Origin of the sequence: Ochrobactrum sp. A-1 (assembly GCF_022488005.1) — a bacterium.
Taxonomy (GTDB): Bacteria; Pseudomonadota; Alphaproteobacteria; order Rhizobiales; family Rhizobiaceae; genus Brucella.
In genome coordinates this window covers 45,330-61,427 of record NZ_JAKVQC010000003.1, presented here as the reverse complement: position 1 = coordinate 61,427, position 16,098 = coordinate 45,330, and the positions used below count along the sequence as shown (strand labels likewise).

Below are 16,098 nucleotides of genomic sequence, written 5' to 3'. Positions count from 1 at the left end.
TCCCCTATGAAACGATCATTCCCATGATCGCTACACGTCCGGAAAATTCAAGGCCCTAAGAATTAAGCCTCATGCAAAATGCAGACCAAAACCCTGCATGAGCCTGCGAATGGCATAATCCGGATTTTGGGATGTCACCACCGCTAGATCATTGTGATGATGTAGCTCTTCATCGGCGCGGCGTGGTTTCAGCAGGGAGACAGTGCGCCGGGCGATCGCTTCCGCAGGATCGAGCCAGTCAACCGGCCATGGCGCCAAACGACGAAACACATTGGCAAGAAACGGATAGTGCGTGCAGGCCAGAACGACAATGTCGGTCCGGCTGTCATCCTGCTCAATGAAGCACGGGGCGATCTGGTCCACAACCAGCGCCTCATCGATCTTCTCGCCGCGAATATGCGCTTCCGCTACCGCCGCAAGCTGGTCAGCACCAACGAGACGAACATGACACTGGGAAGCAAACGATTGAATGAGATCGCGCGTATAAGCACGCCGCACAGTACCGGGGGTCGCCAGCACGGAAACGAGCCCCGACGATGTTCTTTCGGCAGCGGGCTTGATTGCCGGCACTGTGCCGACAAACGGCACCGAAGGATAGGCTTGCCGTAAATCGTCCAACACCAGCGTGGAGGCCGTATTGCAGGCGATGACCGCGATTTCGGGATCATAAGCAGCGATGAGCTTGCCGAACAGCTCGACAATCCGCTCCCTCAACGCATCCTCTTCCCATCCGCCATAGGGAAACCCGGCATCGTCGGCAACGTAGACGAAGCGACGATCCGGCATAAGCACCCGCGCTTCGCGCAAAACCGTCAGCCCTCCGATACCGCTGTCAAAAACCAGAATGGGTCTTTCGGCGTCGGCAGAAGGCATGGCGGAAAAGCTTAAAGCGGGTGCGTTTTTCATTCGTCCTTGTCCTTTGTTGCCGGAGCCTCGCTCACAGGCTTGCGCGCACGGCCTTCCGGGGCACCCGAGCCACGCGGCTTCTTCGGTGTGAACACGTCAAGAGACGTAACAACGCCGCGTAGCAGCTTCAGCTCCGCAGATGCGAAACCGGCGCGCGTCAGTACGGCGCGCAAATTATTGACCATGATTTCCTTACGGGCTTCCGGGCGAAAATACCCTCTGACATCAAGAGCTTCTTCGAGATGATTAAAGAGTCCTTGCAACTCCTGCTTCGGCGCCATCTCAAGCTCCGGTCCACGGAACACCGTTTCAGTCTCCGTCTCAAGACCCGACTTCATCCATTCATAGGACATCAATAGAACGGCTTGCGCGATATTCAGCGATGCGAAGGCCGGATTGACCGGAAACGTCACCAGTTCGTCCGCCAGACCGACTTCCTCATTGCTGAGACCGAAGCGTTCGCGACCAAACAGGATGCCGGTCTTCTCTCCGGTCCTGAAACGGCGGCGCAGTTCGCCACCCGCTTCCACGGCGCTGCGAACCTGCTTGAAACCATCGCGTTCGCGTGCCGTTGTCGCATAGACGAAATTGAGATCGGCGATAGCAGAAGGGAGGTCGTCATAGACCACCGCATTGTCGATCACATGATCGGCCTTGCTGGCTGCTGCCCTCGCCTTCTCGCTTGGAAATTCCTCGCGCGGATTAACGAGACGCAGTTCAGCCAGACCAAAATTCGCCATGGCACGCGCCACCATGCCGATATTTTCCGGCAATTGCGGCTCCACCAGCACGATCGCCGGTCCTTCCGCGATAAAGGGGCGCTGTTTATCTGTTCCTGCCATGATCTCTTCCGCATTTGCAATCGTATCGTGGCGTTTCCCTTACATAATTGACGCGGAATCGCAAAGATTCCCCTTACGTGTTTTACGGAAAAGCCTGTGTAGTAGCCCGATAACACCTGTTTGCCGCCCATTCATGCCAGACTGCTTCCACCAGATACAGGATCAAGGGAGGAAACCATGTCCGGTAAGAAGATACTCATGCTTTGCGGCGACTTTGGTGAGGACTATGAAACCATGGTCCCGTTCCAGACACTTTTGGCGGTTGGCCACACGGTTCATGCGGTCTGCCCCGGAAAGAAGGCTGGCGATCATATCGCGACAGCCATTCACGATTTTGAGGGCCATCAGACCTATACGGAAAAGCCGGGGCATAACTTCACGTTGAACGCTACCTTCGCCGAGGTGAAACCGGAGAGCTATGACGCACTTGTCATTCCCGGTGGCCGGGCACCGGAATATCTGCGTCTCGACGGTAAGGTTATCGCCGTGGTGAAGCATTTCTTCGAGGCAAACAAGCCTGTTGCTGCAGTCTGCCACGGCGCGCAATTGCTGGCCGCAGCGCGCGTTCTGGAAGGTCGCACCTGCTCTGCCTATCCGGCCTGCCGCCCGGAAGTCGAGCTTGCCGGCGGCACCTATGCCGACATTCCGGTCGATCAGGCTGTCACGGATGGTAATCTTGTCACGTCGCCCGCATGGCCCGCCCATCCGGCATGGCTGTCACAGTTCCTTACTGTGCTCGGCACCAGGATCACCCATAGCTGATCGCAACACCGCCCTGCCTGTTTGCCAACAAGGTTGCAGGTGGGGCGAAACTGAGCGACAGTAAAGTTGGGAGAATGATCCGGAGGAAATCATGTGCAGGCTGTTCATCGGTGCCGATCCTGAACTCTGGCTGAGCGTGACACGTTCGCTGCGTATCGACGGCGTCGTAACAAGCGTTCGGCTTGAGAATTTCTTCTGGTGGGCTCTGGAAGATATTGCGGCACGCGATGATCTCACGGTCAGCCGCCTGATCGGCAAACTTTACGATGAATCACGCAATGAGGGGCACGACCTCGATAATTTTGCGTCGTTCCTGCGAGTCTGCTGCGGACGCTATCTTTCGCTACAGTTGAACGGCCTTGTTCCCACCGACAAGTCAACCGCCATCTCCACACTGGATGCGGAAACAATTTTGGCCGGGGAACAGGAAAACTATCGCGAGAGGCAATCGTCATGGGAGAAATCTCACGTTAACAACCACGCCGCATAATTTGCGCCATCCGAAAGCCGTTCCACCCCCCTCGCAAATCTCTCCCGAAATTTTGACCACCTAAACGCTCTATAGGCCAAAGAATAAGCCTCTTACGCTTTGCCTTATTCGCCGTGAGTGCTATACGGGCGCGACGCATTGAAAAAGAGGCTTCATCCATGGCAAAAATCAAGGTTGCGAACCCAGTCGTTGAACTCGACGGCGACGAGATGACCCGCATTATCTGGCAGTTCATCAAGGACAAGCTGATCCATCCCTATCTCGACGTCGATCTGAAATATTACGATCTGTCGGTTGAAAACCGCGATGCGACCAACGACCAGGTCACCATCGATGCAGCCAACGCCATCAAGGAATATGGCGTCGGCGTAAAGTGCGCGACCATCACCCCTGACGAAGCGCGCGTTGAAGAGTTCAAGCTCAAGAAGATGTGGAAGTCGCCCAATGGCACCATCCGCAACATTCTCGGCGGCGTGATCTTCCGCGAGCCGATCATCTGCAAGAACGTACCGCGTCTCGTGCCGGGCTGGACCCAGCCGATCATCGTTGGCCGTCATGCTTTCGGTGACCAGTACCGTGCGACCGATTTCAAGTTTCCCGGCAAGGGTACGCTTTCGATCAAGTTCGTCGGTGAAGATGGCGAGACCATCGAACACGAAGTCTATCAGGCTCCGTCGGCTGGCGTGGCAATGGCCATGTACAATCTCGACGAATCGATCCGCGAATTTGCACGCGCTTCGCTGAATTACGGCTTGCAGCGCAACTACCCGGTCTATCTCTCGACCAAGAACACCATCCTGAAGGCCTATGACGGTCGCTTCAAGGACATCTTCGAAGAAGTCTACCAGACCGAATTCGCAGACAAGTTCAAGGCTGCAAAGATCTGGTACGAACACCGCCTCATCGACGACATGGTGGCTTCGGCTCTCAAGTGGTCCGGCGGTTATGTCTGGGCTTGCAAGAACTACGACGGCGACGTGCAGTCGGATATCGTGGCTCAGGGCTTCGGCTCGCTCGGCCTGATGACCTCGGTTCTGATGACGCCGGATGGCAAGACGGTTGAAGCTGAAGCTGCACACGGCACCGTGACCCGTCACTACCGCCAGCATCAGAAGGGCGAGGAAACCTCGACCAACTCGATCGCTTCGATCTTCGCATGGACCCGCGGTCTGGCGCATCGCGCCAAGCTCGACGACAATGCCGAGCTGAAGCGCTTTGCTGACACGCTGGAAAAGGTCTGCGTGGACACCGTCGAAAGTGGCTTCATGACCAAGGATCTGGCCCTGCTCATCGGTCCGGATCAGCCTTGGCTTTCGACCACCGGCTTCCTCGACAAGATCGACGAAAACCTCCAGAAGGCCATGGCCGCCTAATAAAATCTTCGACTTTTATTGTCGATATGGAAAACCCGGCAGCACCGCTGCCGGGTTTTTTCATTTCTTTTTCAAGGGAAAAAGCGCATCCTGCCACCGCTTACAGGGAGGATGAAATGGCTGAGTTGAAGCTCTATACCAACCCGATGTCGCGCGGACGCATTGCGCGCTGGATGCTGGAAGAGGTCGGCAAACCCTATGATGTGGAAATTCTGGATTTCGGCCCCCCGATGAAGGGGCCTGACTACTGCACAATCAATCCGATGGGCAAAGTTCCCGCCCTGCGCCATGGCGATGCGGTGGTGACGGAAGTAGCCGCAATCTGCGCTTATCTGGCAACGACGTTTCCGGAATCTGGCCTGGCGCCGCACCCCAATGAGCGCGCGGATTTCTTCCGCTGGCTGTTCTTTACGTCAGGTCCTGTGGAAGCTGCCTTGTCCAACCATGCGCTCGGCTTTGAAATCCCCGCAGACAAGCAGGGAATGGTCGGATACGGTAATTACGACACGGTGGTCGACACATTGGAAAAAGCCGTTTCGCACCATCCATACATCACCGGTGACCGTTTCACGGCTGCTGATGTTTATGTCGGCTCGCACATCGGCTGGGGCCTGCGCTTCGGCACTTTGCCTACCCGAGGAGCGTTCGTCGCCTATTGGGACCGACTAAAAGATCGCCCCGCCATGAAGCGCGCTGCGGAACTGGACGAAGCTGCAGCTGCTGCCACACAGCATTGACAATACTAACGCTGGCTACGTCGGGTCATGCGATCTGGCCAGCCAGCTCGAATGTGCGGGAGAATGCCTGCGCGCCTTTCGGCGAAAAGGCGATGACACGCCCCGCTTCACGACGTGCCCAGCCTTGTGAAATAAAATGGTTCAAGAGTGCGGCCCCGAGCGCTCCACCCAGATGATTGCGACGCTCACTCCAGTCGAGGCAGTGACGGCAGACTGGACGCTTGCCCTGCTCCAAAGTGGTCACATCCACGCCGAGGCAACTGAAAAACGACTTGCCCTTTTCTGTCAGCACCGGTTCGCTATCGTCGACAATCAATCCCAGCCGATGCGAAGCATCGAGCATTTCCACGCCACACTCACCGGCCAGATGGTCATAGCAGATGCGTGCCTTGCGCAGCGCCTGATCTTTCGGGCCAGTCCGCACCCGCACAGCGCCAGTGCGTTGCGCGAGGCCCATAAGTCCCTCAAGGACCTGCGCTACATCTGTTCCTGAAAGCCGGAAATAGCGGTGCCGCCCCTGCTTCTCCGCAACCAGCAAATTGGCCGCATCGAGCTTTGCAAGATGTCCGCTGGCGGTTTGCAGCGTCACACCCGCGGCTGATGCAAGTTCACTGACTGTCAGCGCGCGGCCATCCATCAGTGCCGTGAGCATGTTTGCACGCGCCGGATCACCGAGGAGTGCTGCAACGGAAGCTATGATCGGACCATCTTTCATACTTCGATGCTAACCGAACTATGAAGGCATTTCAATTGCTACATTGTCAGCATCGAAGACATGCATTTGAAGGAGACACGCATGATTACCTGTTTCATCCGCTATCAGATCGACCCGTTCAAGGCGGATGCCTTTGCAGAATATGCGCGCAACTGGGGACAGGCCATTCCGCGTAACGGTGCAAATCTCATCGGCTATTTTGGGCCGCATGAAGGTTCTTCAACCACAGCCTACGGCGTCTATTCAATCGAAAACCTTGCCGCGTATGAAGCATACCGGGCACGGCTCGCCGCCGATCCGCTGGGACGCGAGAATTATGAATTTGCGTGTCGGGAACAGTTCATCCGATCCGAAGACCGCATCTTCCTTAAACTCCAATCCGCACCGCATGGGGAGTTCATCAAGCTATGATTGCCGTCATATTCGAAGTCTGGCCTGCCGATGGCCACAGACGCAAACAGTATCTCGATATTGCCGCAGGCCTGCGCGAAGATCTTTCCAGGATTGACGGTTTCCTGTCGATCGAGCGTTTTCAGAGCCTGGCCGATCCCGACAAATTGCTTTCGCTCTCGTTTTGGCGCGACGACGATGCTGTACGCGAATGGCGCAACCTACCGTCTCATCGGGTGGCGCAGGGAAAGGGACGCAATGGCGTTTTTGAAAACTACCGTTTGCGTGTAGCCAGCGTCATGCGCGACTACGGCCTGGATGAGCGAAACGAAGCGCCTGACGATAGCCGTACGGTTCATGCGGCCTAATTCCGTTAACATAAAAGGCCGGGATAACCCGGCCTTTTATTGCATTAGATGATGAGTGCCTTGACCGCTGCAATCGCAGAATCAGCCTTATCGCCATCCGGCCCGCCGGCCTGCGCCATATCCGGGCGACCGCCGCCACCTGCACCACCAAGGGCCGCAGAAGCAGCACGAACCAGATCGACCGCACTAAACCGGCCAACCAGATCTTCCGTCACAGCAGCAACCGCACTGGCCTTGCTATCTTCTCCGATGCCGATGAACAGCACCACACCGGAACCGACCTGCTTTTTGCCCTCGTCGGCAAGCGGCTTGAGATCACGCGGGGAAACGCCCGTCACGATCTTGCCGAGGAAGTTGACGCCATTCACGGCTTCAACGGCGCTGCCGCCATCTGCCGAACCGCCGCCAAGCGCAAGCTTCTTGCGGGCATCGGCAAGTTCGCGTTCCAGCTTCTTGCGTTCATCAAGCAGTGCGTTGACACGTTCCAGCGCTTCAGATGGTGTCGTCTTCAATGCACCGGCGATGGCCTTTACACGCTCGTCCTGCTCTTCGAGGTAAAGACGTGCTGCCTCACCCGTCAGCGCTTCCATACGCCGAACGCCAGCAGCAACCGCGCCTTCCGAAACGATGCGGACGAGGCCGATGTCTCCGGTCTGGCGCACATGTGTGCCGCCGCAAAGCTCAACCGAATAGGCCTTGCCTTCCTTCGAACCGTGCTTGGCGGTGCCCATGGAAACGACGCGAACTTCATCGCCGTATTTCTCACCGAACAGTGCCATGGCACCCTCGGCAATCGCATCGTCAACAGCCATCAGCCGGGTGCTGACGGGAGCATTCTGCAGAATGATTTCATTAGCGAGGCTTTCCACCTGCGTCAGTTCTTCAGCCGAGATCGGCTTCGGATGCGAAAAGTCGAAACGCAGACGATCCGGTGCAACGAGCGAGCCCTTCTGTGCGACATGGCTACCAAGCGTTTCACGCAGTGCCTCATGTAGAAGATGGGTCGCCGAGTGGTTGGAACGGATGCGCGTGCGGCGCACTGAATCCACTTTCAGTTCGACAGCATCGCCAGTTTTCGTCGTCCCCTTGGTGACTTCGCCGATGTGAACGAAGACACCCTCGCCCTTCTTCTGCGTATCCTTGATTGCAATAGCAAAACCTTCACCAGAGATCGTACCGGTGTCGCCCTGCTGGCCACCGGATTCTCCATAGAAAGGAGTCTGGTTGACGACGACGACCACGGTCTCGCCTTCGGAAGCCGACTGCACTTCCGCACCGTCGCGCACCAAAGCAGTAATAACGCCTTCGGCAGTCTCGGTCTCATATCCAAGGAATTCAGTCGCGCCGACCCTATCCTTGATACCGAACCAGATCGTTTCGGTTGCAGCTTCGCCGGAACCAGCCCAATTGGCACGGGCCTCGGCCTTCTGGCGTTCCATGGCGGCACTGAAGCCATCCGTATCCACAGCAATGCCGCGCTGACGAAGAGCATCCTGCGTCAGATCGAGCGGGAAGCCATAGGTGTCGTAAAGCTTGAAAGCGGTTTCGCCATCAAGCCGATCACCTTCAACAAGGCTTTCCGTCGCATCCGACAGAAGACCAAGACCGCGATCCAGCGTCTTGCGGAAACGGGTTTCCTCGAGCTTGAGCGTTTCGGAAATCAGCGCATCGGCGCGGATCAGTTCCGGATAAGCCTGTCCCATTTCGCGGATCAGAGCAGGCAACAGACGCCACATCAATGGCTCCTTCGCACCCAGAAGCTGGGCATGACGCATTGCACGGCGCATGATGCGACGCAGCACGTAGCCACGGCCTTCGTTGGAAGGCAGGACACCGTCGGCGATCAGGAAACTCGATGCGCGCAGATGGTCAGCAATGACGCGGTGGCTGGCGCGGAACTCACCTTCAGCCTTCACGCCGGTTGCTTCTTCGGAAGCTCGGATCAGTGCCTTGAAGAGATCGATATCGTAATTGTCATGCACGCCCTGCAGGACCGCGGCCACGCGCTCCAGCCCCATGCCCGTGTCGATGGACGGACGAGGCAGGTCAATGCGCTGTTCGGGCGTGATCTGCTCGAACTGCATAAAAACGAGGTTCCAGATTTCGATGAAACGGTCACCGTCTTCGTCAGCCGATCCCGGAGGGCCGCCCCATATATGGTCGCCATGGTCAAAGAAGATTTCAGAGCACGGACCGCATGGGCCGGTATCGCCCATAGCCCAGAAATTATCGCTGGTAGCAATGCGGATAATGCGGTCATCGGAAAGACCGGCGATCTTCTTCCAGTAATTCGCGGCGTCGTCGTCCGTGTGATAAACGGTGACGAGCAGCTTGTCCTTCGGAAGGCCGAATTCCTTCGTGATCAGGTTCCAGGCGAAGCTGATGGCATCTTCCTTGAAATAGTCGCCAAACGAGAAATTGCCCAGCATTTCGAAGAAGGTGTGATGGCGAGCGGTATAGCCGACATTGTCCAGATCGTTGTGCTTGCCGCCGGCGCGAACGCATTTCTGCGAGGTCGTCGCACGATTATAGGAACGATGCTCAAGGCCAGTAAAAACATTCTTGAACTGCACCATGCCCGCATTGGTGAACATCAGCGTCGGATCGTTACGCGGAACGAGCGGGCTCGATGGAACGACCTCGTGCCCGTTTTTGCGGAAATAGTCGAGGAATGTGGACCTAATCTCGTTGACGCCAGCCATAAGTCACCCTTGGGCTTTTTTGCCCTGCACGGATGCAGCTTTGCAAAAAGCTGCATAAATTATCCTGTTCAAACTCCCACAGCCACCAACGATTATCGAAGGTCCGAGGCTCTCCCGCACCGCTAGAATGTGAAGTGGAGTTTTCGGTTGACCGCTTTTAACGGTGCCTTGCTTTTCTGTCCAGATAAGTACGCTGCGCCATAAAAGCAATTTCTGCTGAATGACGATAAATGCAGGCGGAAAATCAGCTCTGTCCGCCCGCAAAAAATCTCGTCGCAAAAACAAAAGCCCCGTGCAATTGCACGGGGCTTCGATAATTCATTCGATGCTGTCTATCTTACATTTCGGCAGCGTCGCCTGCGTCGTCTTCCGGTCCGCCATCTTCGAGGAACTGTTCAGCAATCAGACCAGCATTCTGACGAAGCGTCGTCTCGATCTCGCGGGCCACTTCAGGGTTGTCCTTGAGATACTGCTTGGCGTTTTCACGGCCCTGCCCCAGTCGCTGGGAATTATACGAGAACCATGCACCAGACTTCTCGACAACACCGGCTTTCACACCAAGATCGATCAACTCACCGGTCTTTGAAACGCCAGCGCCATACATGATGTCGAACTCGACCTGTTTGAAGGGCGGAGCAAGCTTGTTCTTGACGACCTTCACACGGGTCTGGTTACCAACAACCTCATCACGTTCCTTAATCGAACCGATACGGCGAATATCGAGACGAACTGAAGCGTAGAACTTGAGGGCGTTACCGCCGGTCGTCGTTTCCGGCGAACCGAACATCACGCCGATCTTCATACGAATCTGGTTGATGAAGATCACCATGCAATTCGAACGCGAGATCGATGCGGTCAACTTGCGCAGTGCCTGGCTCATGAGACGAGCCTGAAGGCCTGGCAAGGAGTCACCCATTTCGCCTTCGATTTCCGCACGCGGCGTCAAGGCAGCGACGGAGTCAACGACGAGAACGTCGATAGCGCCCGAACGCACAAGCGTGTCAGTGATTTCAAGTGCCTGTTCGCCCGTATCCGGCTGCGAAATAAGCAGGTTTTCCAGATCTACACCCAGCTTGCGCGCATAGACAGGATCAAGCGCATGTTCCGCATCGACGAACGCACAGATACCGCCCTTCTTCTGTGCTTCCGCGATCGTATGCAACGCAAGTGTCGTCTTACCAGAGCTTTCCGGTCCGTAAATCTCGACAATACGTCCTTTGGGCAAGCCGCCGACACCTAGCGCGATGTCCAGAGAAAGCGAGCCGGTCGGAACGGTTTCGATCTCAATAACCGGGGCATTTTTCCCCAGACGCATGATCGAGCCCTTACCGAACGCCCTTTCGATTTGCGACAGTGCCGCATCGAGAGCCTTAGTCTTGTCCACTGAATTTTCCTCAACAAGTCGCAATGAATTCTGAGACATCTTACACCATCCTCTTGTCTCGCTAGAAGCCCGGCAGGCTCGTTGCCACTATCTATTTGTATCTGTTTTGTTCTCTTTTGGCAATGAGGCTAACCTGTTGAATATAAACGATTCCGTATTTTTGTTCTATAATCGTTCTCCAACATCAGCGAATACGAAAATAATCGAACTATCCACGAATTAACTTAATTCGAACCAAACGGCTCATCTAGCGATTCGGAAAGACAAAGAAAAACGCAGCCCTTCTTTCGAAGAACTACGTTCTTTTTGAAGCCTATTACCTTGGGAAGGGAATCAGCTTGCGGCGCGAAGCGGCGAAATCTGGATTTCCACACGGCGGTTCTGTGCACGGCCTTCCGGTGTTGCATTAGTGGCAACTGGCTGGCTCGCGCCGTAGCCGATAACGGCGAAGCGACGCGGATCAATACCCTGCGAACCGAGATAGCTTGCAACCGAAGCGGCACGGCGCTGCGAAAGAGCCTGATTATGACTGACACTGCCGGTCGAATCGGTGTGGCCATAAACGTCCACAAGCGTCTGGTTGAACTTGCGCAGCACAATCGCGACCGAATTAAGCGTCGGATAGAACTGGCTCTTCACCTGATCCTGATCGGTATCGAAAGTAATGCTGGACGGCATATTCAGGATGATCTGGTCGCCGTTACGGGTCACGGAAACACCGGTGCCCTGCAACTGTGCGCGGAGCTCATTTTCCTGTCGATCCATGTAATTGCCGATTGCACCACCGCCGAGGGCACCAATACCGGCGCCGATCAGAACGGCATTGCGCTGCGCGCGGCTGGAACCGCCGACCATCAGGCCACCGAGGGCACCAACAGCCGCGCCAATCGCAGCACCGCCCGCAGTGTTCGACATCTTCTGTTCCCCGGTATAGGGGTCGGTGGTGCAGCCTGCCAGAAATGTGGCGGCGAAAAGGGCAATACCGATCTTCTTCAGCATGAAATGGTCATCCTCAATTAGCGAATCCGCTCGCATGATAATAGCGATTAAGGCCGGATGGTGTCTCAAATGCGAGACTGAATCCGGTCTTTCGCTTTTTAGCCGATGCCTCCGCAACTGCGCAACTGCGTGGCGTAACGATTGGCCATGGATTGGGCCCGTTTTGCGCCGTTGAGCGCCGTGGCATTCCCGCGCCAGGCACCACGAGCATAACCGCCGTGGCCCGAATAGTAAGCGAGATAAAGACTGTAGGCATCGGCGCGATTGATGCCGTTCTTCAGATAGCTTTGATAGTGATACCAGCCGATGAAATGGATAGCGTCCGCAAAATTGGTGCGCGATGCCGTCCACCGACCCGTTTCCCGCTTGTAACGATCCCAGGTGCCATTTAGCGCCTGCGAATAACCATAGGCGCTGGAGGCCCGCTTCCACGGAATAATCCAGAGAATCTTGGTCCGTGGCGGGCGTGCATAGGGCTGGAAGCCGGATTCAGTATAGATTGTGGCCATAAGAACTGGAACCGGAACACCGAACTCGCGCGAAACCCGCGTGGCAGCCGTCTGCCAGTTATTGAACCAACCGTCGCGTTGATCAAAGACCGCACACACATTGTTGACCTGCCGTGGGGCGGTCGCGCAGCCTCCTAGGATCACGAGCGCGACGAGAAACAAAACGCGCATCATGGAAAACCTCGTCTCTTTGTAAAAATTGATAAAATGTAAAGATTAAGAAGACCTTTCTAACGACAGGTCGCCACTTCCGTCGCTCTTCAAACCCGCGTGAAGAAGCAAAGCAAAAGCCGTTGCCAATACGACAGCGGCTCGAACTGTGGATGAATGTGGATAACTATGGGGATAGCGTGTTTCTGGAGGGTTCGAGGCTGAAACAGAATCGCTCCAAACGTCAACGGCGCCCCTGACGCTCCTGCCGCAGCCGCGCCCAATATTCGAGGCGCTTGCGAATATCCCGCTCAAAACCCCGCTCCGGCGGATCGTAGAATTTCTGCCGGCCCATGTTTTCGGGGAAATAATCCTGCCCCGAAAACGCGTCTGGCTGGTCATGGTCATAGGCATAGCCATCACCATAACCCTCATTTTTCATGAGCTTGGTCGGCGCGTTGAGAATATGCTTCGGCGGCAACAGGGAACCGTTTTCCTTGGCCGCGCGCATCGAAGCTTTGTAAGCCACATAGACAGCGTTCGATTTCGGAGCCGTCGCAAGATAAACGCAGGCCTGCGCCAGTGCCAGTTCGCCTTCCGGCGAACCGAGATAGTCATACGCATCCTTGGCAGCGTTGCAGATGACCAGTGCCTGCGGATCAGCAAGGCCGATATCCTCCACGGCCATGCGCACGAGCCGCCGTCCAAGATATAGCGGGTCTTCGCCCGCATCGAACATACGGGAAAGATAATAAAGCGCCGCATCGGGGTCCGATCCCCGCACCGACTTATGCAGCGCCGAGATCAGATTGTAATGCCCGTCCTGCCCCTTGTCATAAACCGGGGCGCGGCGTTGCACGACATCCTGCAGCTTTTCGGCAGTAAACACTTCATCGGGACGGGCTGCGCGCCAGACTTCCTCGGCAAGCGTCAGCGCAGCGCGTCCATCGCCGTCAGCCATGCGAACAAGGCTGGCCCGCGCTTCCTCGTCCAACGGCAAGGGGCGTTCTTCCTGCTCTTCGGCACGGGTAAGAAGTGTTGCAATGCTCTCGCCATCATGAGGGTGAAAAGTCAGCACCCTCGCCCTGGACAAAAGAGCGGCATTGAGTTCAAACGACGGATTTTCTGTCGTGGCACCGATCAGGATAACTGTGCCGTCTTCCATGACCGGCAGAAACGAATCCTGTTGCGCACGATTGAAGCGATGAATTTCGTCTACGAAAAGCAGCGTCTGACGTCCCGACATGCGCCGCGCGCGGGCCGCTTCAAAAACCTTCTTGAGATCGGCGACCCCGGAGAAGATCGCCGAAATCTGTTCAAATGCGAGATCAGTCTCTCCGGCAAGCAGGCGGGCAACGGTCGTCTTGCCGGTACCGGGAGGCCCCCAGAAGATCATGGAGCCGAGCGAACCGGACGCAATCATGCGTGTCAGTACACCTTCAGGCCCGGTCAGATGTTCCTGACCGGTTACTTCCGACAAATGCTTCGGACGCAGACGATCAGCAAGCGGCCGGTTGCGGTCCGCGTTCGGGTCTGCCGCCGCTGAGAAAAGGTCGCTCATTTACTTGCTCTATCAAAAGACTAATGCCGCTTCAGGCATAGTCTCACCTGAAGCGGCATGCAACTTTTGGCGATGTCCAACGATAAGATTTAGCGCACAAACTGACGCAATAGGGTACCGTTGCGTTCCACCTCAAGCCGCCAGGCAAGACCACGTCCTGCATCCAGAATCGCAGTCATATCCTCCACGGTGCGGATAGGGTTGCCGTTAATGCTACGAACAATGTCACCGGGGCGCAATCCGAGCCGCGCCGCTGGCGAACCGGAATAGACATCGACAACGGCCACTCCCTGGCTATCATTCTTGAGACGCAGTTTTTTAGCCGTGGATGGCGTCAGCACAAGGACAGCGGCGCCGGCGAAGGGATTATCGCCCTTGATCACCTGCGGCGCAGTTTCCTTAACTTCAGGCGCTTTGGAGAGCTTCACCGGGATGGTCTGGTTCTTTCCGTCCCGCATGATTTCGATCGACACGGTGTTGCCGATGCCAGCCGTTGACAGACGGTATCCCAGCACATCCTGATTATCGACGCGAACGCCCTGGACGGACAGCACTACATCGCCGATCTTCAGCCCTGCCGCTTCTGCCGGGCCACCTTTAGCTACTGCCGTAATCAAAGCCCCGTAAGGCTTCTCCATTCCAAGCCCTTCGGCCAGATCAGAGGTCACCCCCTGAAAAGTTGCGCCGATATAGGGGCGCTCGAAACTTTTGCTGCCATTCTGTGCAGCTTCCACGACGGCGCGGACCATATTGGACGGAATCGCGAAGCCGATGCCGACGGAGCCGCCAGAGCGCGAATAGATAGCGGTATTGATACCAATCAGGCGTCCACGCATGTCGATCAATGCGCCGCCGGAGTTACCGGGATTGATCGCAGCATCTGTCTGAATGAAGAAATCGAAATCGGAAATGCCGACCTGTGTACGTGATTGCGCCGACACGATACCGCTCGTCACAGTTTGCCCAACCCCGAACGGATTGCCAATAGCGAGTACCAGATCGCCAACTTCGACTTCGTCGGAATTGCCGAGCCCCAACACGGGAAACTTGTCCTTGGCTTCGATTTTCAACACGGCAAGGTCTGTGGTTTCGTCGCGAAGGAGCAGTTTGCTTTCAAACTCACGACCATCCGACAAGGCGACCTTGATTTCGTCAGCGTCCTTGATGACGTGATTGTTCGTCACGACGATGCCTGAACTGTCAACGATCACGCCAGAACCAAGTGATTGCTGAATGCGCGGTTTACTTTCCCCGAACTGCCGCCCGAAAAATTGCTCGAAGAACGGATCACCGGCAAACGGCGAGCGTGCCTGAACCTGGCGCGCGGCATAGACATTCACGACAGCGGGTGTGGTTTCCTTCACAAGCGGAGCGAAGGAAAGTTGCATATCAGCGCGGCTGAGCGGCACTTCCTTGGGAGGCGTTACGGGCGCATCCTGCGCCATAGCAGACGGCAAAGCCAGTCCCACCGACGCCACTACAAGACCCAATATACCTAAACGTCGCCAATTCATGCACATACTCCGCGCTTATCAAGCTTACTGCCGCTTTCGGGAAAGCATGCAAGACTCGGTCTTGAATGTAGTCAACTGAGGGCAAGGATAAAGGGCCACATTGTGACCTTGGACAGCAAACAGGCAATTTTTCGTGAAGCGCCTGCCCCCGAACGACTGGAAACACGGCCTGCGCAAAGAAAAAGGGCCGCACAAGGCGGCCCTTTTCAATAGTCAGAAACAGTGCAGATTATGCTGCGTCTGCTTCTGCAGCCTGTTCGGCTTCGACGCGGGCGCGGTCAGCCTTGCCCTTTGCATCGACATCGCGTTCCACGAATTCAACAACTGCCAGAGGCGCGTTGTCGCCAGCGCGGAAGCCAGCCTTCATGATGCGGATGTAGCCACCGTTGCGCGTTGCATAGCGAGCAGCCAGCGTATCGAACAGCTTTGCAACGAGCTTGACGTCGCGAATAGCCGAGATTGCCTGACGGCGAGCATGCAGATCGCCGCGCTTGCCAAGCGTGACAAGCTTTTCAACGATCGGGCGAATTTCCTTAGCCTTAGGAAGCGTCGTCACAATCTGCTCGTGTTCGATAAGCGAAGCAGCCATGTTGGCGAACATCGCCTTGCGGTGCGAGGCAGTGCGGTTCAGCTTACGGTATCCGTTACCGTGACGCATGAGCCTTCTCCTTAATTAGTTCTAGCCGGATTGCCGGT

General features: G+C 56.1%; 16 protein-coding genes. 6 read left to right on the top strand and 10 right to left on the bottom strand.

All coding sequences use genetic code 11. The features are described 5' to 3' along the window. Positions 1-69: 69 nt before the first annotated feature. Together murI and MKS82_RS01840 are read right to left on the bottom strand one after the other, a co-directional pair. Positions 70-906 (bottom strand): glutamate racemase, encoded by an 837-nt coding sequence (murI, locus tag MKS82_RS01845; RefSeq protein ID WP_109987737.1) that lies wholly within the window; start codon positions 904-906, stop codon positions 70-72. After that, positions 903-1,748: an RNA methyltransferase gene (locus MKS82_RS01840; protein ID WP_109987736.1), complete on the bottom strand. Its 846-nt coding sequence runs from the start codon at positions 1,746-1,748 to the stop codon at positions 903-905. Before MKS82_RS01840 ends, murI begins: the two co-directional genes overlap by 4 nt. Positions 1,749-1,925: 177 nt before the next feature. On the opposite strand from MKS82_RS01840, the gene MKS82_RS01835 reads away from it, so the two are divergent. The 4 genes from MKS82_RS01835 (at position 1,926) to MKS82_RS01820 (ending at position 5,110) form a co-directional block, all read left to right on the top strand. Then, positions 1,926-2,510, top strand: coding sequence for a DJ-1/PfpI family protein (locus MKS82_RS01835; protein ID WP_109987735.1), 585 nt, complete (start codon positions 1,926-1,928; stop codon positions 2,508-2,510). Positions 2,511-2,601: 91 nt separating this feature from the next. After that, on the top strand, positions 2,602-3,000 hold the full coding sequence (locus MKS82_RS01830) for a ribbon-helix-helix domain-containing protein (protein WP_109987734.1): 399 nt from the start codon (positions 2,602-2,604) through the stop codon (positions 2,998-3,000). 158 nt (positions 3,001-3,158) lie between these two features. Beyond that, positions 3,159-4,373, top strand: coding sequence for an NADP-dependent isocitrate dehydrogenase (locus MKS82_RS01825; protein WP_104756395.1), 1,215 nt, complete (start codon positions 3,159-3,161; stop codon positions 4,371-4,373). Between the two features lie 116 nt (positions 4,374-4,489). Then, the gene (locus MKS82_RS01820; RefSeq protein WP_109987733.1) at positions 4,490-5,110 is read left to right on the top strand and encodes a glutathione S-transferase family protein; all 621 of its coding nucleotides are present in this window, start codon (positions 4,490-4,492) and stop codon (positions 5,108-5,110) included. A 25-nt stretch (positions 5,111-5,135) separates the two neighbouring features. On the opposite strand, the gene MKS82_RS01815 is transcribed toward MKS82_RS01820, so the two are convergent. Then, a complete protein-coding gene (locus tag MKS82_RS01815; protein ID WP_109987732.1) occupies positions 5,136-5,825 on the bottom strand; it encodes an ArsR/SmtB family transcription factor in 690 nt (229 codons plus the stop codon). 81 nt (positions 5,826-5,906) lie between these two features. Between MKS82_RS01815 and MKS82_RS01810 the strand changes: the two genes are divergently transcribed. Both MKS82_RS01810 and MKS82_RS01805 read left to right on the top strand, forming a co-directional pair. Then, positions 5,907-6,236: an NIPSNAP family protein gene (locus tag MKS82_RS01810; RefSeq protein WP_109987731.1), complete on the top strand. Its 330-nt coding sequence runs from the start codon at positions 5,907-5,909 to the stop codon at positions 6,234-6,236. Further along, positions 6,233-6,583 (top strand): antibiotic biosynthesis monooxygenase family protein, encoded by a 351-nt coding sequence (locus MKS82_RS01805; RefSeq protein ID WP_109987730.1) that lies wholly within the window; start codon positions 6,233-6,235, stop codon positions 6,581-6,583. Before MKS82_RS01810 ends, MKS82_RS01805 begins: the two co-directional genes overlap by 4 nt. Positions 6,584-6,627: 44 nt before the next feature. Here MKS82_RS01805 and alaS read toward each other — a convergent pair whose 3' ends face one another. The 7 genes from alaS to rplQ all read right to left on the bottom strand — a co-directional run bounded on the left by alaS (position 6,628) and on the right by rplQ (position 16,060). After that, positions 6,628-9,285 (bottom strand): alanine--tRNA ligase, encoded by a 2,658-nt coding sequence (alaS, locus tag MKS82_RS01800; protein WP_109987729.1) that lies wholly within the window; start codon positions 9,283-9,285, stop codon positions 6,628-6,630. A gap of 337 nt (positions 9,286-9,622) precedes the next feature. After that, on the bottom strand, positions 9,623-10,708 hold the full coding sequence (gene recA / locus MKS82_RS01795) for a recombinase RecA (RefSeq protein WP_109987728.1): 1,086 nt from the start codon (positions 10,706-10,708) through the stop codon (positions 9,623-9,625). A 294-nt stretch (positions 10,709-11,002) separates the two neighbouring features. Further along, the gene (locus tag MKS82_RS01790; RefSeq protein WP_010659932.1) at positions 11,003-11,668 is read right to left on the bottom strand and encodes an OmpA family protein; all 666 of its coding nucleotides are present in this window, start codon (positions 11,666-11,668) and stop codon (positions 11,003-11,005) included. 98 nt (positions 11,669-11,766) lie between these two features. Further along, a complete protein-coding gene (locus MKS82_RS01785) occupies positions 11,767-12,351 on the bottom strand; it encodes a transglycosylase SLT domain-containing protein (RefSeq protein ID WP_061346161.1) in 585 nt (194 codons plus the stop codon). Between the two features lie 220 nt (positions 12,352-12,571). Beyond that, positions 12,572-13,888: a replication-associated recombination protein A gene (locus MKS82_RS01780; protein WP_109987727.1), complete on the bottom strand. Its 1,317-nt coding sequence runs from the start codon at positions 13,886-13,888 to the stop codon at positions 12,572-12,574. Positions 13,889-13,977: 89 nt separating this feature from the next. Continuing rightward, the gene (locus MKS82_RS01775) at positions 13,978-15,402 is read right to left on the bottom strand and encodes a DegQ family serine endoprotease (protein ID WP_240578286.1); all 1,425 of its coding nucleotides are present in this window, start codon (positions 15,400-15,402) and stop codon (positions 13,978-13,980) included. Between the two features lie 229 nt (positions 15,403-15,631). After that, on the bottom strand, positions 15,632-16,060 hold the full coding sequence (rplQ, locus tag MKS82_RS01770) for a 50S ribosomal protein L17 (RefSeq protein ID WP_006467000.1): 429 nt from the start codon (positions 16,058-16,060) through the stop codon (positions 15,632-15,634). Between the last annotated feature and the right edge of the window lie 38 nt (positions 16,061-16,098).